Annotated in this window: 15 protein-coding genes and 1 CRISPR repeat array; of the genes, 6 read left to right on the forward strand and 9 right to left on the reverse strand. The window is 38.4% G+C overall.

Features of this window, described 5'->3' with window-relative positions:
* Window positions 1–175: 175 nt before the first annotated feature.
* The 5 genes from VF06_RS19765 to ligA form a co-directional block, all read right to left on the reverse strand.
* Window positions 176–670, reverse strand: coding sequence for an ureidoglycolate lyase (locus VF06_RS19765; RefSeq protein ID WP_099067671.1), 495 nt, complete (start codon window positions 668–670; stop codon window positions 176–178).
* Window positions 671–981: 311 nt separating this feature from the next.
* The gene (locus VF06_RS19770; RefSeq protein WP_099067672.1) at window positions 982–2,001 is read right to left on the reverse strand and encodes an RpoD/SigA family RNA polymerase sigma factor; all 1,020 of its coding nucleotides are present in this window, start codon (window positions 1,999–2,001) and stop codon (window positions 982–984) included.
* A 1,535-nt stretch (window positions 2,002–3,536) separates the two neighbouring features.
* Window positions 3,537–3,698: a hypothetical protein gene (locus VF06_RS41025; protein ID WP_180267365.1), complete on the reverse strand. Its 162-nt coding sequence runs from the start codon at window positions 3,696–3,698 to the stop codon at window positions 3,537–3,539.
* Between the two features lie 283 nt (window positions 3,699–3,981).
* The gene (gene modA / locus VF06_RS19780) at window positions 3,982–4,776 is read right to left on the reverse strand and encodes a molybdate ABC transporter substrate-binding protein (RefSeq protein ID WP_099067674.1); all 795 of its coding nucleotides are present in this window, start codon (window positions 4,774–4,776) and stop codon (window positions 3,982–3,984) included.
* Window positions 4,777–5,068: 292 nt separating this feature from the next.
* Window positions 5,069–5,761: a CRISPR direct-repeat array (repeat unit 36 nt; unit sequence CTTTACCGATTCCCTGAAATCGGAATTAATGGAAAC).
* 241 nt (window positions 5,762–6,002) lie between these two features.
* Window positions 6,003–8,042: an NAD-dependent DNA ligase LigA gene (gene ligA / locus VF06_RS19785; protein ID WP_099067675.1), complete on the reverse strand. Its 2,040-nt coding sequence runs from the start codon at window positions 8,040–8,042 to the stop codon at window positions 6,003–6,005.
* A 703-nt stretch (window positions 8,043–8,745) separates the two neighbouring features.
* Between ligA and VF06_RS19790 the strand changes: the two genes are divergently transcribed.
* Window positions 8,746–9,282 carry an HNH endonuclease gene (locus tag VF06_RS19790; RefSeq protein ID WP_099067676.1) on the forward strand — a complete coding sequence of 179 codons (537 nt, stop codon included), beginning with the start codon at window positions 8,746–8,748 and terminating at the stop codon, window positions 9,280–9,282.
* A 443-nt stretch (window positions 9,283–9,725) separates the two neighbouring features.
* On the opposite strand, the gene VF06_RS42800 is transcribed toward VF06_RS19790, so the two are convergent.
* Complete coding sequence (locus VF06_RS42800; RefSeq protein WP_257207569.1) at window positions 9,726–9,854, reverse strand: hypothetical protein; 129 nt, start codon at window positions 9,852–9,854, stop codon at window positions 9,726–9,728.
* Between the two features lie 252 nt (window positions 9,855–10,106).
* Between VF06_RS42800 and VF06_RS19800 the strand changes: the two genes are divergently transcribed.
* The 4 genes from VF06_RS19800 to VF06_RS19815 all read left to right on the forward strand — a co-directional run bounded on the left by VF06_RS19800 (window position 10,107) and on the right by VF06_RS19815 (window position 14,130).
* Window positions 10,107–10,856, forward strand: a complete 750-nt coding sequence (locus VF06_RS19800; protein WP_099067677.1) for a Uma2 family endonuclease — start codon at window positions 10,107–10,109, stop codon at window positions 10,854–10,856.
* Window positions 10,857–11,172: 316 nt separating this feature from the next.
* Window positions 11,173–12,537, forward strand: coding sequence for a guanitoxin biosynthesis MATE family efflux transporter GntT (gene gntT, locus VF06_RS19805; RefSeq protein WP_099067678.1), 1,365 nt, complete (start codon window positions 11,173–11,175; stop codon window positions 12,535–12,537).
* 301 nt (window positions 12,538–12,838) lie between these two features.
* Window positions 12,839–13,258: an NUDIX hydrolase gene (locus VF06_RS19810; protein ID WP_099067679.1), complete on the forward strand. Its 420-nt coding sequence runs from the start codon at window positions 12,839–12,841 to the stop codon at window positions 13,256–13,258.
* A 2-nt stretch (window positions 13,259–13,260) separates the two neighbouring features.
* Window positions 13,261–14,130 (forward strand): RIO1 family regulatory kinase/ATPase domain-containing protein, encoded by an 870-nt coding sequence (locus VF06_RS19815; protein ID WP_099067680.1) that lies wholly within the window; start codon window positions 13,261–13,263, stop codon window positions 14,128–14,130.
* A 211-nt stretch (window positions 14,131–14,341) separates the two neighbouring features.
* On the opposite strand, the gene VF06_RS19820 is transcribed toward VF06_RS19815, so the two are convergent.
* The 3 genes from VF06_RS19820 to VF06_RS19830 all read right to left on the reverse strand — a co-directional run bounded on the left by VF06_RS19820 (window position 14,342) and on the right by VF06_RS19830 (window position 17,926).
* Window positions 14,342–15,340, reverse strand: coding sequence for an NAD-dependent epimerase/dehydratase family protein (locus VF06_RS19820; RefSeq protein ID WP_099067681.1), 999 nt, complete (start codon window positions 15,338–15,340; stop codon window positions 14,342–14,344).
* A 329-nt stretch (window positions 15,341–15,669) separates the two neighbouring features.
* Window positions 15,670–17,220 carry a PfkB family carbohydrate kinase gene (locus VF06_RS19825; RefSeq protein ID WP_099067682.1) on the reverse strand — a complete coding sequence of 517 codons (1,551 nt, stop codon included), beginning with the start codon at window positions 17,218–17,220 and terminating at the stop codon, window positions 15,670–15,672.
* A gap of 58 nt (window positions 17,221–17,278) precedes the next feature.
* The gene (locus VF06_RS19830) at window positions 17,279–17,926 is read right to left on the reverse strand and encodes an SIS domain-containing protein (protein ID WP_099067683.1); all 648 of its coding nucleotides are present in this window, start codon (window positions 17,924–17,926) and stop codon (window positions 17,279–17,281) included.
* Window positions 17,927–19,001: 1,075 nt separating this feature from the next.
* Here VF06_RS19830 and VF06_RS19835 point away from each other — a divergent pair.
* Window positions 19,002–19,760 (forward strand): sucrose-phosphate phosphatase, encoded by a 759-nt coding sequence (locus VF06_RS19835; RefSeq protein ID WP_099067684.1) that lies wholly within the window; start codon window positions 19,002–19,004, stop codon window positions 19,758–19,760.
* The last annotated feature ends 3 nt before the right edge of the window (window positions 19,761–19,763 follow it).

The following is a 19,763-nucleotide window of genomic DNA, read 5'->3' on the forward strand; positions in this document are numbered from 1 at the left end:
TGTGACAGGCCACTACTCTTACAATTTACCTTAAGAAAACTCCAAAAAATAAATTATTCCGCTTGGGGTCGTTGACGGTTGACACTCAGCAGTCAACAGTCAACAGTTAACAATCTTCTGTGGAATATTTTTTTACTTGGAAGTCCCTAAGATTGTGACACAAAACGCCAGTCTCTTAGACCATTTCAAACTCTAACTGATGACTGTTGAGAAAATCATGGGTGAAATGATCTACCACATTTGTATCAGCCAGTTCTAAATTGTAAAAATCCACAGTTTCATGCTCAAAATATGGCCCAGCGTGCCAAGTTCCTTGATGTAATTTGATAAAACAATTGCCAGGAATGCGGAAAGCAGCAATTTTTTCTAAAATTGGTTGATTTAAATCATTATTTGGCGGACAAACTGCAATTAACCAATCTTTGCCTTCCAAAGAACCCAAACATTGAGTACATTGTAGGTGGCGAGTAATTTTATGAAATCTTCGCCCCCTTTTATTCAACCGCATGATATAAAATCGCGGAGTTCCATTTTGCAGGTTTAATTGAGCATCTTCGGTATCATAAGCTTTGCCATCTTGACTCGCCAAGATTACTTGTCCATAAAGCGAAAAGTTTTCCGGCGTTATCCATTGCGCCTGTAATTGTTGTAGTGTTTGCGAACTACTCATAATCAAAATTTTTTTCAAATACGTATATTATAAGAATTCAGAATTCAGGAGTCAGAATTCAGGAGTCAGAATTCAGGAGTCAGAATTCAGGAGTCAGAATTCAGGATTCAGAATTCAGGAGTCAGAATTCAGGAGTCAGAATTCAGGAGTCAGAATGGTCTAGGTTACATTCGCTACGCTCACAGAATCAATTAATTAAGCCGTAGAACAAAATCAAAAACGCCTACAAAGATGATTGATTTTTCACTCATTCTGAATTCTGAGTTCTGAATTCTGAATTCTGAGTTCTGAATTCTGTCCCAAAAACAATCTTAGCTAGCTAGATAACTGCGTACTTGTTCCTTTTGACGCCTGAGAAGACTGAGAGCTTTTTGTTCTATCTGACGTACCCGTTCTCGGCTAATGCCCATGCGATCGCCAATTTGTGCTAAAGAAAGTTCATGTCCATCTGTGAGGCCAAAACGCAAGGTTAATATTTCTCGCTGTTGGGGAGATAGCTTTGATAATAAGTTTTGTAAATCTTGATGCAAGGATTCTTCGGCGGCGTAGTCTTCTGGAGACAGTCCGTCATCTTGCAATATGTCTTGTAATTCTGTATCCTGCTGTTCCCCCACTCGCGCTTCTAGGGAAAAGGGCTGACGCGCTAAAAATAAACACTCACGAATTTGACTTGGTGTCAATGACAAGGCTTCGGCAATTTCGGCTGTGCTGGGAACGCGACCTAATTGTTGAGATAATTCACGCTGTACCCGCTTAATTTTATTCAGTTTTTCAAAGATGTGAATTGGTAGTCTAATTGTACGTCCTTGTTGAGCGATCGCTCGTGTGATTCCTTGACGAATCCACCAATAAGCATAGGTTGAAAACTTATAACCAAGAGCCGGATCGAATTTATCTACTCCCCGTTCTAAACCCAAAGTTCCTTCTTGGATTAAATCCATAAATTCCAAGTTGCGGTGCTGATATTTTTTCGCCACAGCTACTACTAACCTCAGGTTAGCTTGAATCATTTTCTGCTTGGCTTGCTGCCCTTGACTTAGCTGTTGCTGCAACTCTTCAACACTCAAGTTCGCTTTGTCTGCCCATTCTTGCAAGGTGGGTTGATGGTTTAGTTTCACAGCCAATTCTTCCTTAGCCGCTAATAAATTCATCATCTGCTGCACTTGTTGGGCAAAAATAACCTCTTGCTCGCGAGTCAACAAATCTACACGTCCGATTTCTTGCAGATAAATACGCACAATATCATCTGTAGTTCGAGCTTTTTTATCTGCAACTAAGCTTTTTTTCTGCGTTTTTTGTACTTCGGGTTGTGGAGATGTTAAGTTGCTCATGGTTATTCACTCCTATGTAACCTAATGAATTTATTGGTATCAAGTCTAGATACCCAGACTCATAGCCCTTTTACACCGCTAATCTATCCATTGGCAAGACTAATCAATTTTTGTCTTTGATAAATTAGAAGTTAATTATTCAAAATAATCAACCCCTAATCAACTTATTTCAAGATATTAACATCTTTAATATCTAAAAATCAATTACCAAAAGTATTATTTGCATATAGGAATCCTATTTCAGTTTTGAAACATATTGGTGTTGACTGTTGACTGTTGACTGTTAACGGTTGACAGTCAAGGACTCTAACATATAACATCTCAGCAATTATTTGGGATTGCTATATATTTTTTGTGAGTCACACTTACTTATCGCTCGATGTTTGCATATTGTCAAGTTTATTCAACACAAAACAATTTTTTGCCTCTAACTTCTGATTAAATTATTTAATTAAATAATCAATAATTAAGTTAAACTTAATTCACCTTCAGATAGAATCTGAGCAGATGGTGTTTGGTTTACTGTTAATCAAGGATTACCAAATAAACACCCGCATCCGCTCATCTTCATTCAAATTGCATCTTTGCATCTTTCTAGAGAGTGGAATTGTGCAATTTCAAAGGGCCTTGTACCAAATTGCACGCAGATATCTGCATAGCGTCTGGTATTATAAATGTAATGGTTAGTGACGACATTTTTTAGCCTAAAAGTAGTAACAGTGGTCACATTAACATCAAGAATAATAGTTGGCAAGATAGGAGCAGGGGTGTAACCCATTACCAATTACGAATTATCTCGTTCTCAACAACTGCACAAACGTGTTACTCACCGTATTGTCTTTGGTGTCGGCGGCGTATTGAATCAATTTTTCCCGCAGTTGCTTGGCTTGCATCTAAGGGAAGTAAGGTTGCAAGCAGGAAGTAAATGTCACAAAATCAGCGATCGCCCATTCTATCTATTAAGGGAGACGCTGCGCTACCAAGCCTCTTAACCCATCCAACGCACTGGCTCCTGTTGACTGTAATATTGATACACATACAACAACTTGTACGGGCGAACGGCTGTTCGCCCTCGCCCCTACCTTACGCAACGGCTGTACCCTGCGCGAAGGCAGACCCTATTTAAGACTTTTCACTTTATAAATGACACAAATACAAGTGTAAGGGCGAACAGCCGCTCTACAGGTTATTGTATGTGTATTAATAAGTAGCTCAACCTAAAAAAACGTCATACGTAGATGTCAATAAATAAATGTAGTAGCATGACAAGTCTTAAATGTTGCAATAGATTTTATTGTGGGATGGGTGTCCTCACCCGTCCAGGCGGGCAAGATGCCCACCCCACAAGAATTTATTAATGCACTATTTTAGTCTAGACACGCCACTACCATTGTTTTATGTTTAATTAAGTTGACCTACTTATTTTGGTGAATTGGTATTAAGGCGGGGTAAACTTTTTAAATACAACAAAGAAGCGTAACCCAACACATACCTGGGTTACGCTTAATTTTTGTGTCTTGAATTTGCTGTTCAATTTAAATCGTCAATATAAAACCGTTGAATATCAAATTGACAAAATTATCACCTAAGAGCCTCACTTGAATTCCTCCAGTGATTGCTATCATATCTGCCTCAAATAGTTTGGGTTCTTTCATGTGGTTGTCAGGTTGTAAGTCGGTAATTTTGATTCTGGACATATTTTTCTTTAGATTTTTTTGAAATCTAGGAGAATTTTCCTTTGAATAACTACCAATCTCATCAACCAAAAGTTAGAAAATTTACTATTTATATGCTTTTTAAATAGACATTATTAGGATTGCTGTGTAGGAATCTAACTTGATTCATGAGCAAAAATCTTTGGAACAGATGAATAGGCTGTAGCGGCGTACAGCTGTACGCCCTTAACCATCTATTTGTATTAGGTATTTTGTGAAATGGTATAAAATGTTGACTACAAACCTATCCAGAACAAGCTGCTAGCTATTGAGGGACAATAAACCCATATTTTTTGAGTATATCTTTAGCTTGAGGGCCAGATAAAAACTGGACAAATTCCTTGGCAGCAGTAGGATTTTTACTGCTTTTGACCACAGCGATGGGATAGACTATCGGTGAGTGAAACTTATCATCAGCAGCAACTACAACTTTTACCTTATTGGAAATTTTGGCATCAGTGGCATAAACTAGACCGGCTTCGGCGTTACCAGTTTCTACGGCTGCTAAGACTTGACGGACATTATTAGCAAAGACTAATTTGGGTTTGAGGCGATCGTAAAGTTGCAATTTCTTTAAAACTTGCTCACCGTATTGCCCTGCGGGTACGCTTCTGGGTTCACCGATCGCAATTTTTTTAATCTTGGCATCTGTTAAATCATAAAAGCTATTGATGCCCACAACATCCTGAGCTACTACCAAAACCAGACGGTTATTTGCTAAATTGGTACGCGTCCCTGCTAAAAGCAATCCTTTTTGTTCTAAAGCATCTACTTGTTTTTTACCTGCCGAAATAAAAATATCTGCTGGCGCACCTTGCTCAATTTGTTGCTGCAAAGCACCAGAAGCCCCAAAATTATAAGTAATATTCACATTTGATTTACTTTGTTGGTACACAGGCTTAATTTCTTCCAGCGCATCTTTTAAGCTAGCAGCGGCTGACACAAGTATGTTGTTTGACTGGGCGACTACACGAGAAGGAGTAACTAGTGGTAAAATAATTGCTAGCAATAAACCAGCAATTGCTATACCCAAAAAGCCAAGAATTTGTCTTCTTTTCATGGAAAAAGCACTTTAGAGGTTTTTTTCATCAAATTGATGCTAGCTAGAATACTACCAAAAATACCAAAATTTACCCAACTATATCGGTAAAATTTTTGTATCAGATGTTCATCGACACACCCCGCCAAATCTTCAAAACCCTATATTTCTCGTTGAGGTGTGTCGATACCTTACAGGACAAGGGTTTGAGGTGTGTGTTTGACTTAATTTTTCACAAGATATATAGTCTTTTTCAGAGGTGTGTCGATTTGGCGGCTGAAAGCCTTGCGGGGCAAAGCCTCCTGAACGAACTCTTTACCGATTCCCTCAAATCGGAATTAATGGAAACCTTTTGGTTGCTGCACTGTTTCCACAGTTATGTCTCTGCTTTACCGATTCCCTCAAATCGGAATTAATGGAAACCCCTAGGCCGCAAGCGCCTAGTAATACCCTCAACCCGCTTTACCGATTCCCTCAAATCGGAATTAATGGAAACATTAGAGCTGAGTAGACCGCGTCAATATGACCGGCCACTTTACCGATTCCCTCAAATCGGAATTAATGGAAACTCAAGCATATCAAAATCTGAAACTAAGACTACTTTATGACGACTTTACCGATTCCCTGAAATCGGAATTAATGGAAACAATTTTGCTACGAATTGACCGCATGTAAAATCTGCTTTACCGATTCCCTGAAATCGGAATTAATGGAAACGTTTTCTACTCCACTGGTCTCTTTTGTGTCCTTCCCTTTACCGATTCCTTGAAATCGGAATTAATGGAAACAATCAAGAACAAACTTTCCTTCCGCATTTTTCCCTAGAACTTTACCGATTCCCTGAAATCGGAATTAATGGAAACTGAACTTCCTTCAAAGTCGGGTTTTCAACCAATACTTTACCGATTCCCTGAAATCGGAATTAATGGAAACTTGTCACTGTTGACGACAGCGCTCAACCAGTTAGGCCCTTTACCAATTCCCTGAAATCGGAATTAATGGAAACTTCTTGCTGTTGAGATGCGGTGCAACATCATAACTTGTAGCCGCCTTAGCAAGGAATCCCCATAAAGCAAGAATCCCACGGCTTTTTGTTAAACTCAGCAAGAGCGATAGTTTAATAGCCGTGGGATTTTCAGTTATGCCTTCTCCATTTCCTGGTATGAATCCCTATTTGGAACATCCTTCTCTGTAGACAGGAATTCATCATACAACAACTCAAGAAAATACGAATTACGAATTACGAATTACAAATTATTAGCCATCTCTAATAACTGTGCTTCGGTTAGCTGGTTAACTCCCAATGAAATGGCTTTTTCTAACTTAGAACCGGCATCTTCTCCTACTACTAAATAATCTGTTTTTTTACTCACAGAATCAGTCACTTTTCCGCCGGCTTTTTGAATCAATGTCTTGGCTTCATCGCGTTTTAGAGTTGGCAATGTACCCGTAATTACGAAAGTTTTTCCAGCAAACTTTTCATTAATATTATTAACTGTTTCTGTTGATTCTGTGGCAGTAAATTGCAATTCTTTTGCTTGCAAGCGTTCTATCAATGTTTGGTTGGCATCAATGCGAAACCACTGATAAACAGATTGAGCAATTTCAGCGCCAATACCATAAATACCTTCAATATCTGATTGTTTTGCGGCTGCTAATTCTTCTACGGTGGCATATTTTTGAGTCAACAGTTGGGCATTCACACTACCTACATGACGGATGCCTAAACCATACAATACCCTTGACCAAGGTTGGTTTTTTGATTGAGCGATCGCATCGATCAATTTTTCTGCCGATTTTTTGCCCATTCTTTCCAAATCATATAATCTTTCTTCTGTCAACTCATATAAATCGGCAACGGAATGCACCAAACCTTTATCAACGAGTTGGTATACCAACTTTTCACCCATACCTTTAATATCCAAAGCATCACGGCTTACCCAATGTTCGATGGAACCTTTGAGAATGGCTGCACAGGAAGCATTGACGCAGCGAGTCACAGCCTCACCTGATTCTCGCACCACCGGTTGACCGCATACTGGGCAATGGGTAGGCATAATAAAGGGTTCGGTGTCAGCAGGGCGGAGTTCTTTGAGTACTCTAACTACTTCTGGGATGATTTCTCCGGCTTTGCGGACAATTACAGTGTCACCGATGCGGATATCTAATTGAGCAATGCGATCGCTATTATGTAAAGTAGCGCGGGAAACCGTCGTCCCCGCCAGTTGTACGGGACGCATCTGGGCTAACGGCGTTAACGCCCCAGTTCTCCCCACATTCACAGCTATATTTTCCACACGGGTGGGTGCTTCTTCGGCGGGATATTTCAAAGCCACCGCCCAACGGGGAAATTTCTGGGTAAAGCCTAGTTGTTCTTGGAGTTTAAAAGCATCCAACTTTACCACTACGCCATCAGTCATGTAAGGTAAATTCAGCCGTTCGGTATCCCAGTATTCATAATATTCTGCTACTTCTTCTAAGGAAGCACACAATTTATGGTTAGGGTTGACTCGAAAACCCATTTTTTCTAACAATTCCAACGCTTCCCATTGGGTATTGGCAATACTGGCGTCATCTCTACCGGGAATGTGCAAGGTGTAAGCAAAAAAATCTAGTCGCCGCTTAGCGACAATGCGCGAGTCTAGTTGTCTGAGAGTACCAGCCGCAGCATTCCTAGGATTAGCAAATAATTGTTCCCCTGCTTTTTGCCTTTCTTCGTTGATTTGTTTAAATACTTCCAACGGCAAAAAAGCCTCACCTCTAACTTCCACCCTTTCTAAAATTTCTAAACCTTCAAAATTCAACCGTAGCGGAATTGAGCGAATTGTCCGTACATTTTGGGTGATATCTTCACCCATCACCCCATCACCCCTAGTTGCACCCCTGACTAAAATGCCATTTTGGTATGTCAAAGCCAAGGCAGAACCATCAATTTTTAATTCACTGACATATTTTACTGAGTCTAGTTTCGGTACTTGTCGCCGCCAACGTTGTTCCCAAGCTTGCAATTCACTGATGTTAAAGGCATTTTCCAAACTATACAGGGGAATGTTGTGGCGCACCGAAGTAAACTGAGTCGCCGGTTTCTCACCCACCCGCTGAGTGGGACTATCTGGTGTGGTTAATTCTGGATGCTGAATTTCTAGTTGTTGTAATTCTCGATATAACTGGTCATAAACTGCATCCTCCATTATGGGAGCATCCAAGACGTAATAAGCATAGCTGGCTTGTTGTAATAATTGGCGCAGTTCTTCTGTGCGCTTTGCTAGAGTTTGAATTTGTGTCATCAGATTTTTGTAAAAAACTACGAATAAAACTTAAAGACGATAAAACCTGCCATAAGCAGGTTGTGGATGCATAACCTTAGACTGATAGTCGAGTAGCCCTGGCTGGAAACAAAAACGTCTACTTTTATAGGGTACTAAATTTAATACCAATAGTCCCATTCATGGATACAGTTAATACCGTCCTAGATTAAGTCCGTCAAGTCTCACGAATATCTTTACAAAAGATTCATTTTAGGCAACTAATCCTGATGAAAGTGTCATAATTGAAGAATGTGCTGTTCAAGCTTGAAATATTCCCCTAATTACTATCTGTCTTCATCTCCCAGAAATTTTTACACTAGACAAATAAATACTACAACTTGTATTATAAAATTAGTTTCGACTACAAATACTACAATGTTATCCACCATCAGGAAATTCTCTTTAACCATTGATACCATGATGCATCGTCAACCAAGCAAGGGTTCGGGGACAGGATTTGGCGCGTCTGTTTTTGAGGAAAGGTATCGGTTATTGGTGGGTCAATATGCCAGTGAAAGCATAATTAGAGCCATCGCTCTAGCGCTCAATTCACATGGAATTTTTCACAGCGGGAGGTGCAACTGTCTCATAGCACCCATAATCAGGCAAAACGTATCAACTACCTGACCCCCGCTTTTGACAACCAAAAGTGGGGGTTATTTTTTTGAGGAGCCTTTTACACATGCAAGTCCAGCAGCAAACTCAGCAACCACACATACTACAAAATTCGGTGGTGGTCTTTTCCAAAAACTACCTACCATTAGCACGTATCAACATCAAACGAGCAATAGTACTGTTAGTTACTGGTCAAGCAGAATCATTGGATTTTGGCAGTACAAAGCAGTGGGAAGTTCGTTCGCCTAGTGTTGTACTACAAGTTCCGGAACATATTCGTTTGACAACGGGTAATCCAGAACGACACTGGAAAGTACCACCTGTAAATCGTCGTGAAGTACTAAAGCGCGATAACCACACTTGTCAATACTGTGGTAGCAGCAAGCGTTTAACCCTCGACCATGTGATACCTCGTTCCAAGGGTGGACAACACAGCTGGGATAACGTTGTCACAGCTTGCGAAAAGTGTAACTCAACCAAAAGCGATCGCTTACCTCATGAAGCTTCTATGGTACTCAAAACCAAGCCCAAAGCTCCAATTCATCCCGCCGTCGCCTTTGCAGAACATTTTTGGAGCGTACAACGGCTGAATGAAAATGAGTAATAAGGGAATTCCAGGTAAAAAAATATTCTACAGAAGATTGTTGATTGTTGACTGTGAACCGTCAACGCTTTCACTGGAATAGTTTATTTTCTGGAGTTCCTAAATTAATGCGCGCTAAAAAAGCATAACTACACTGGGGTGGTTGTTGACAGTTAACTGTTAACTGTCAACAGTCAACAATTTAGCTAACAAATCTTCTTGAGATAGTGCCGCAGCATTGCGAAATTTTTCATTTGCTTGCACAACTAGTTTTGATTAACGAACCGCCAAGAGCGCCAAGGACGCAAAGAATAAATTAAAGAGAAACTTTGTGTAAATTGTGAATTTATATCTATTTCTAGTAACCCATAACGCTCAATATCCTATTGATATTACATTCTTCCTTTGCGCTCTTTGCGTCCTTGGCGGTTCGTTTACTTATTACTTCTTCACTTAACAAATTACTATGCAACTTCTTGTAACTGTGCAGATTTACTATTAATTCCCATCCAAATTTGTTCTTCTGGCGACAATTGATATAATTGTTGTTGAAACCAATCTTCAAATTTTTCTTGCAACAATCTTTGGCGCATAAAATCATCTAACTGTGCAGAAATTATTTTTTCAACACGGACAATTGAACTTTTCTACTCTCAGCTTTCGGGTTGCTAAAAGTTCTAATTGTTCTTGATTTAAACAATAACGTAAGCACCAATCTTGTCTTGTTTCTTGGGTTGTCAAATTCCAATGCTGATAAAATTGCTCTAGGGCATGAGATGTTTCGGCTGGTGTGCAGGTGATTGGTGCGATCGCCTAAAATAAAAACAAGAGTAGAGGTGAGAGCGATGGTTTCCCAAATCGAATCTTCTGCACCTGCGGAGATTATCTATCCAGAATCCGATGGTCAGCCAATGGCAAATAATACAGAACACTTTGAAATTATTGTGCTGATTAAAGGTAATTTAGATATTCTCTTTGCAGAGGAACCAAATGTTTTCATCGCCGGCGATTTATTTTGGTATCCCATTGAAGGCAATAATAAGATTAAATATGCACCCGATGTAATGGTTGCCATTGGTCGCCCAAAAGGTCGTCGTTCCTCTTATAAACAGTGGGAAGAAGCAAACCAACCGCCCCAAGTAGTATTTGAAATCCTCTCGCCAGTGAACACATCAGTAGAAATGGCCCGGAAGCTGCTGTTCTACAATCAATATGGTGTAGAGGAATACTATCTATACAATCCAGAAAATAATGAACTACAAGTTTGGTTACGGGGTGAATACGGTTTAGACTCAGTAGATTTCGATCAAAAATGGATTAGTCCGCGCTTGCAAATTACCTTTGATGTCTCTGGCGAAAACTGGCAACTTTCCTACCCAAATGGTCAGCCTTTCATAACATTTCTGCAATTAATGGCACAGTCTCAAGTTGCACAACAACAAGCCCAAGTTGCACAACAACAAGCCCAAGTTGCACAACAAAAATTGCAACAAGCAGTACCGAGACTACTGAGTATAGGATTAAATAGAGAACAAGTAGCCGATGCTTTAGGATTGACTATAGAAGATGTAGAAGCGATCGCTATGAACCTGTAACTTGAAAAGAGAGTGTTGACTGTTAACTGTCAATGGCGAACAGCCTAGCAATTTTATGTAGAACCGCACAACTCCAAAAACTTTGCGTTATTCTGCGTTAAAAAATATACAATTATGATACTAACAGATTTGATACCACCGCTCTAATTCTTATATCTGTGTCAGAATTTTTCTTAAATGTCTTATCTGTCCTTGCATCTTGGGTTTATTACTGCAAAATAGAAGAGATTGGTAAAAATTATTTCTTTCTCATAAATTTGCCAAAAAACTTGTAAAACACTGTAAATCTAACTAAGCTAGATTACTGAATTAATTCATGAACTTAACACTTTCAGAACAGTACGAATTTGTACCGCGTTTCTTTCGTCTGGCGATCGCAAATATTCTTTCCAATCTGATGATACCTCTAGCAGGTTTAATCAGTGTGGCTTTTTTGGGTCATTTGAAAGAAATCGACGCCTTGGCGGGGGTTTCCATTGCGAATATTTTATTTGGCCTCGTCTATTTGATTCTTGAATTCTTACGCATGGGAACCACTGGGTTAACAGCTCAAGCTGTGGGAGCAGACGATGGAGAGGCTGTGCTGCTAGTGGGACTACGCAATGGCTTAATCGGCTTGGTTTTGGGTATTGCTGTAGTAGCTTTGCAGTATCCTTTACGAGAAATAGGTTTTTCGGTTTTGAGTGGTGATGCGGCCATCAAAATTGCCGGTATCGAATATTATAATGCTCGGATTTGGGGAGCGCCTGCTGTTTTACTCAACTTTGTTCTCATCGGTTGGCTGTTGGGACGAGAGGAAAATGCTAAGGTTTTGATACTTTCAGCTATTGGTAACGCAGCCAATATAATTTTAGATTACATATTTATTATTCAATGGGGTTGGAACAGTACGGGGGCTGGAGCATCTCAAGCATGTAGTCAATATTTAATGTTGTTTATTGGCATCATCTTAGCTAGTCAAAAAGTTCAGTGGCAAGAAATACGAGCAGTGCTTCCACAAATTATGGATTTGTCTGCTTTGAAAAATACTTTATCTCTCAATAGAGATATTATGCTGAGAACTATCACTGAAGTGTCTGTCTTTGCATTTTTTAGTAATTTAAGTGCCATGATGGGTACGATAATTTTTACCCAAAATTCTTTATTGGGTCAAATCACACAGCTAAATGTTTACTTAACTAATGGACTGGGATTTGCTACAGAAACTTTAAGTGGAAACTTTAAAGGTAGTGAATCAAAAGGAAAGTTTCTACCTTTACTAAGAGTTTCAGTTGCAAGTAGTTTGTTTATTGGACTGAGTATAGCAACAATTTGTATTTTCTTCCCTCAACCACTGTTTGGAATATTAACAAACCACACTGAAATTACGGCAAATATTGATAATTATATTTGGTGCTTATGTTTCATCCTGGCATTCAATTCAGTTGCTTCAATGCTCGAAGGATATTTCTTAGGTTTAGCAGAAGGTAAAATTGTTCGTAACGTCAGCTTTATCGCTACATTTTTTGGATTTGTCCCATCAGCTATAGCAGGTTGGTATTTCCAAAATAACTATATTTTGTGGCTTTCAATCATATTATTTATGTTTGCCAAAATGCTGACAATGCTAGTTTATTTACCAAAATCTTTGAGCTTTGATGCTGAAGTTGATTCGCCTTCTCTGACAGCCGTTGAAAATTAAAGGAGAATTCAGAACTCAGAATTCAGAATTCAGTATGTGTAGGGTGTGTTATTGCGAAGCATAACGCACCATCTGATATCATGTACCCTTGATTATGCAATAGGCAATAGGGTTATAAAAGAGTAAAATGTACGAAATTTTGTTCAAAAATCAAATAAAGTTCCCAGATTAAGGTTATTAACATTCAACAGTCAACAGTCAACTATTTTTATAATAATTAAAAGCTTAAAAAATAAAGATAATTTCTATAAAATTATTTCTTTACCATATACTAAATCAAGTTGATGAAATTGTAATAAAAATGAGAGAACCACCAGGGGCAGACATAATTATTATCAACAGTCAGCAGAAAGTTTTACTTGTACTTCGAGACAACAAAAGCTCTATTCCTTTTCCTAACACTTGGGCATTGTTGGGAGGATTTATCGAAGAAAATGAATCTCCAGAAGCAACGATTCGCAGAGAATTAGTTGAGGAAATGGAATTAGAATTAGGCGAGATTAAATTTTTTAAGTCTTATTTTTGGCAAGAGTGTGACGAACATATTTTTTGGACACGCCTCGATTTAGATATTTCCCAAATCACACTGCATGAAGGTCAAAAGTTAGCATACTTTAGTCGAGAAGAAATCAATCAACTTGAATTTGCCTCTCACTACGATCGCATTTTGGTTGATTTTTATGATTTTTTGGGAAAAAATTTAGAATTAAGTATTGGTTAAAGATGATGAAAAGTTCAGTTGAAGAAAAATTAAAAAATACATTACCAAAAGATATTGCTGAGGGGTTAGAGCAGGCTTTAAATTATTTACCTGGAGGAAAAACAGCAAAAATAGAAAAACCGGAGTCTGAAGGATTATTTAACCATATTTTATTCATTACAATAGCAGGCGATCGCTACGTTTTTCGTGCCAGACGAGATGTTTCCACTGAAGCCGGTGATGCTTATATGCAGTATATGTATGAAGCTACTGGTTTTATTCAAAATGGCGGTTCCTTTAAACTGAGAAATATTGCTGATGAAGTTGATTTTCTCCAACGGGCTTTAGCTGCTGGCTTACCAGTTCCCAAATTAATCCATGCAACTGAAGATTGGATGTTAATTGAATATGTCACAGGCAAAACCTTATGTGAGTTTTTAGAAGCAGGAGAAGTAAAATTTCTGCCAAAGATTTTGCAGGAAATGAATTTAGCTCACAGACAAGGAATCATTTATGCCGACCGTTGGGGCGGTAATGAAATGATTGATGACGAAGGAAACGTGCGAATGATTGATTTTGATATTGAATGGTTTTATCAAGGCGGTAATGACGGCACTCTTGAAGCATTAGAAATGGCATGGACTATTTTTAATGCCATGAGGGTGACAAGCAGACGCGATGATTTATTAAAAATCGTAGAAATTGAAGTTTTACCTGCAATCAAAGCCTGGGGCTATGACATCGCCAAGATGAAAAAGTTCATTGAAGGTTTATGCAACTTTTATCTCGATCCCAATAAGCCAAGTAACGCTTGGTCTTTACCAAACAGTTTGTATATTTCAATGCCAGAACCAGCAAATCGTTTAGTGGCGATGTTTGCTGAAGCTAATTAACATCTACAGCATATTTTACGTAGAGAGACGTTATGTATAACGTCTCTACATCTGCAATTTAAATTAGGGCGTTGCTGATTTAATTTATAAAAACAATTGATTGTACATAATATAAAAATCCTTGTAGAGACGTTGCATTGCAACGTCTCTACATTGCATTGCAACGTCTCTACATTGCATTACAACGTCTCTACATTGCATTGCAACGTCTCTACTTAAAGTTAATTTCCTTCATCACTTTCACGTTATAGTAACGAGAATCTGTGAGAGAATTGGGGAGTTGATTAGCTTTAAATGCTGAAGCTAAATCTTGAATTGCATTTTCCACTGTATGTGAAGGTACAAATCCCAATTCTTGCTTGATTTTCTCTGAGGAAATATGGTAAGAACGTGTATCATTTGTGGGTGTAGTAACAATTTGTACAGATTCTCCCACAACCTCACGAGTCATCTCTGCAATTTCTGTGACTGTATAATTTTCATATCCCACATTGAAAATTTTACCGTCGATCGCTTCATCAGGCCATTGCAGAGAGTTGAGATAAAGTTGCGCCATATCTTGAATATGCAGACTTGGCCGCTTATTATCACCACCAAAAACTGTAATTTTACCGTTATTGATAGCTTGGTTTGTAAAAATATTGACTACTAAATCTAGTCGCTGGCGAGGAGAGTAACCGCATATTGAAGCTGGACGAACTATGAAAGTCACGAATCCTGGTTCTCGCTTACTTAGTAAGACTTCTTCGCATAAAGCCTTATAACGAGAATAATCTGTTAAAGGCATTAGCGGCAATTCTTCCGTGACATTTTCTGTTTCTTTAATACCGTAGACGCTAGCAGAAGAAGCATAGATAAATCGCTTAACTCCCGAATCTTTTGCCACATCTACCAAATCGAAAAAGGCATCGTAATTAATAGAACGTCCTAAATCTGGGTCTAATTCAAAACTCGGATCGTTGGAAATGCAAGCTAGATGAATAACTGCATCGCATCCCGGCATAATTTTTTCTAGAAGTTGGCGATCGCGGATATCGCCTTCAATCTCTTCTAAGTTAGGATTATCTTTAACACCAGCTAATACATCTTTGCCATAAAGATACAAATCCAGCACCTTCACTGCATATCCAGCTTGTAAAAGCTTAGGAACTAAAATAGCCCCCACATAACCAGCGCCACCAGTCACTAAAACTTGTTTAATTGAACTCATAAATTAGCTCCTTGATAATTTTTGGAAGAAGAATTCAGAAGTCAGAATTCAGAAGTCAGAATTCAGAATTCAGAACTCAGAATTCAGAATTAATACAAAATTTAGTAAATACATAAAGTTCACATCTGACTCCCAACTCCTAACTTCTAACTCCCAACTCCCAACTCCCAACTCCTCATTCCCAACTCCCAACTCCCAACTCCTCACTCCTAACTCCTAACTCCTCACTCCTAACTCCTAACTCCTAACTCCTAACTCCTGACTCCTGACTCCTGAATTCTGACTCCTGAATTCTGACTCCTGAATTCTGACCCCTGACTTCTATCTTCCTAAAATGTGCAGATTGTTTTGGCAAACTTGAGTAAGCGCGCTTTTTCTACAGGCTTTTCGTTACCTAAAATATTTGCAGCGATCGCTCCTGCTAAATTTCCTAAAAACGATCCCAAGCGCAAAGGTAAATCTAATTTGGCGCTCATACTAGCTAAAGCAAAAAAGGCATCTCCCGCCCCTGTGGTGTCTTTGACTTGTTGTGTCATGGCTGGGGTAAGTTGCATTTCTCCGTTGGCTTGAATTGCCAAAGAACCCGCAGCCGCCAAAGTTAACCAACCTTGTTGCGCCCCTAAATGATATTGCAAACGTTTTAATAACTCTTCCCGATTTCCGTGGCGGTTAGAAAAGGCGAGACGAATTTCTTGTTCGTCTATACAAAAACTATCGGCTCGTTGATATTTACTAATCAAGTTGTAACCGTAATTAGCACTGTTGGTTTGACAATTCAAGGCAAGGAATGGTGCTTGGTTTTGAATCAATTCAATAGCCGATGCATCAATCAATCCATGACCATAATCTGCCAAAATTACTAAATCACAATTTTTGAGCAACTTTTCCCAAGAATCCAATAATTTTTGACGTTCTTCGGGTATCAATCCCTCTTCATTCATGGAGTTAATCGCAAATAGTTGCGTATAACCTTTGTTTGTTCCCTGTTGTTCGATATAACGACGCTTGGTGACAGTGGAATAATTTTCTGCACACTGTAAATTTAGATGCAGGGAACCATTTATATGATTGGCGATTAAGCGATGTACATCTGGTTCGCCACCGATGGCGCTAGCTAAAGTTACAGACTTAGCAAAACTGGATAGGTGACGAGCAATGGCAAAGACTCCTCCCAAATGCTGTTCTTTTTTCACAAAGCGAGTCGCAGGCGCTCTACCTTTGGAAGTTAAACCTTGCACAGTGCAATGAACAAATTCATCAATAATAATATCGCCAAGTACTAAAACATTGAGATGCTGCATTGCATCTACAGCATTTGTAATTTGCTCAAAACTATACTGCTGACTAAAATCGCTGGCGTAATTTTTTAATTCTGAAGGAAGAACATCAAGATAATTATTAATTAACCGCGTTGAACTAAAAGTAATTTCTTGGGTATAGCGAATGTCACCGCCATAAGCTCTAACTTGGGCAATTTCTTTGTCAATGTTGTGGGTTACATCTTTTTCGGTTTGTGCGTATTCGTCTCCCTTGCAATAAATATGGGGACGCACTTTTTCAATTACTTCTAAAGCTGTTACCGCCGGAGTTAAAATCACATAATCAACACAAGCTAAAGCAGCGATGGAACTTAAACGCAATTCATCAGAAAATATTGGTCTTCCTGGCCCTCGGTTAATGTAGGGAGTTGCAGTTAAAGAAACTACTAACAAATCTCCCATTGCTTTGGCTGCTTGCAGGTGAGCAATGTGTCCGGGGTGCAGCAAATCAAATACACCATTGCAAAGAACTATTTTGCGCCCCTGTTGTCGGTAGACAGCAAACACTTCTGCACAGGTTTCAAAGTCAAGGCTTTTTTCAGTATTGATTGCTAGTTTCATGGAATCCTAAATTTGATGGTAATTACATTCAGCTAATTTGTGTCGAAGTTACATCAGCTTAAGATGCTTGAATTTCATGAAAACTCAGATAGTTATTTGCATCTCTACTAGGTAAAGCACCTTTGACTAAGCCATCTATAATGCAGTGACAAATACATAAATGCATGATTTCTGCAAAACCATAAGACATAGTTGGTACATAAAAATTCAGATGTCCCAACTGACGCAAAGGATTATTAGGTTGGAAGGCTGAAAGGGTAATTACATGACAACTCATTTCCATTGCTTGGCGAACACCAGCGAGGATATTTTCTGATTGTCCAGAGCTACTAATTGCAAATAAAATATCTCCTGACTGAGCAAATGTAGAAATTGGTTTGCTGAAGACTTGCTCGTAACCAAAGTCATTACTAATGCAGGTAACTAAAGCACTATCATTAAAAGCGATCGCTGGAATATTACCATTGCGCCAAAAATCAATGGCTTGATGGCTAGCTACAGTAGCACTACCTCCATTTCCAATGAAAATAACTTTTCGCTGCTCTTGATGTTGCCGATTGATTAAATCAGCAGCTAGGTTAATCCCCTGAGAATTTGTGAAAGATTTTCCTTGGGAATCTGTTACCTGAAATTTTTCTCCAAGATTAGCTAATTGATGAAAGTAATCAGTAGAAAAGGAGTATAGTTGCTGCTGTACTGAAGGCATTGATTTTACCTAAAAATTACATTTCTGAGCAATACTTTTTTATTTTTTATCAAAATAAAAAAGATTTTCTATAGTTAGTTTATTTTTTAATAAAAATTAAACTACTTTTTCACAAGCAAATAATAAAATTAATTTTTTATCCATTTTTGAATTTACACAAATATTTAACATTCTCAATTGATGCCAAACTATAGGAATCCGCTTTGATTCGGATAATTTATCTGTGTGGTGGGTGTTCTCGCAGCGCAAACGCGATAGGCAGGGAACAGGGTCGGGGAACAGGAAAGAAGGGAGGTAGAGAGTATTGATTTTTGAAAAAATCAAATAGGAGTCCTATATTGAAATCTCAATAATTATTTATTGCACAGTAAATTTCAATGTTGTTAAATCAGACAAATTTCGTTAAATAACAAGTCACAAAGCTTGTTTCATACGCTGAGACTGTAGGAATTTCATGTATCTTCAGCTCATGTTACGCTCAAAAAAAGCAAACTTCAAAGATCGCATCTACCAAAAGATTTATTGTAATCATTAATTTTTTTTATATGATTGTGTGAGTTTGGTAGTGTTTCCGGATGGTACAAAATTGACTTTAATGCAGAAACTGAATGAAGAACTTTATAATCTTCGGATGCCAGAAGGGCTAAAAAATTAGTGCTTTAATACTATCTTATGTTTGCTTTGAAAATGCAATAGCAAATTCGGACAGTTAAGCGGACAGTTAAGCAGACAGTTAAGACAGTTAAGACAGTTAAGCGGACAGTTAAGACAGTTAAGACAGTTAAAAAAGGACACTATATTAAAATAAACAAGAAAATCGATATGATACAAAGTTTGTTTAAAAATGTAAACATTTTGTAATAACAGTTGTGTTTGACAGATATATATATACAGGTATAATGATGACTTAAAACATAAAAATAAGTTAAAAAACTCATTATTTTGCAGTTTTGTCCACTAGGCTTTTAAATGAGATAAAATTTTTCGCCTTGTTTGCTAATTAAATTTGAGAATTGTTACTGAATTTAAAGATGGATGTGAATAGAATGGGCAGTGTCTTCATTCAGGAGTAATAGTGGCTAAATTTTTGTTTGTCACCGACTTAGATAACACCTTAGTCGGTGACGATGTAGCTTTAAATAAATTAAATCAATGGTTAAGCAAGCAGCGTCAAAGTTACGGCACAGTTATTGCCTATACTACAGGGCGATCGCTACCCCTTTATCAAGAATTAATTGCCCAAAAAAAACTATTAGAACCTGATGTATTAATGCTGGCTGTTGGTACAGAAATTTATTATCCAGATAGCAATAACTTTGATGATGCATGGCAAGGAAAAATTTCTCAAGGTTGGAATCGAGAAATAATAGTAGAGGTAGCCAAACGATTTCCTTGCCTTGTCCTCCAACCTCCCACACAACAGACTGCCTTCAAAGTTACCTATTACACCAACCAAGAGGGGTTATACGTCACGCTCCCTCATTTAAATGCAATTCTCCAAAATCAAGGCTTGGCAGTGCAAATGATAGATTCCTATGATGGCGGATTTTTAGACATATTGCCTGCATCCGCTAATAAAGCTTCAGCCGCTATTTTTGTACAACAATGTTTAGGCTTTACCGATGAACAAACTGTGATTTGTGGAGATTCAGGCAACGATTTGTCTATGTTTCAAAATATGCTTTGTCCCGCCATTATCGTCGGTAATGCCCGATTGGAAATATTAAATTGGCATAAAAATTCACCACCAGGGAAACGCTACCTAGCAAAAAGTAATTTTGCAGCTGGAATTTTAGAAGGATTAGAACACTTTGGATTTTTGAAACGCAACTAAAGA

The organism is Nostoc linckia z4, from assembly GCF_002608075.1.
GTDB classification, from domain to species: Bacteria; Cyanobacteriota; Cyanobacteriia; order Cyanobacteriales; family Nostocaceae; genus Nostoc; species Nostoc linckia.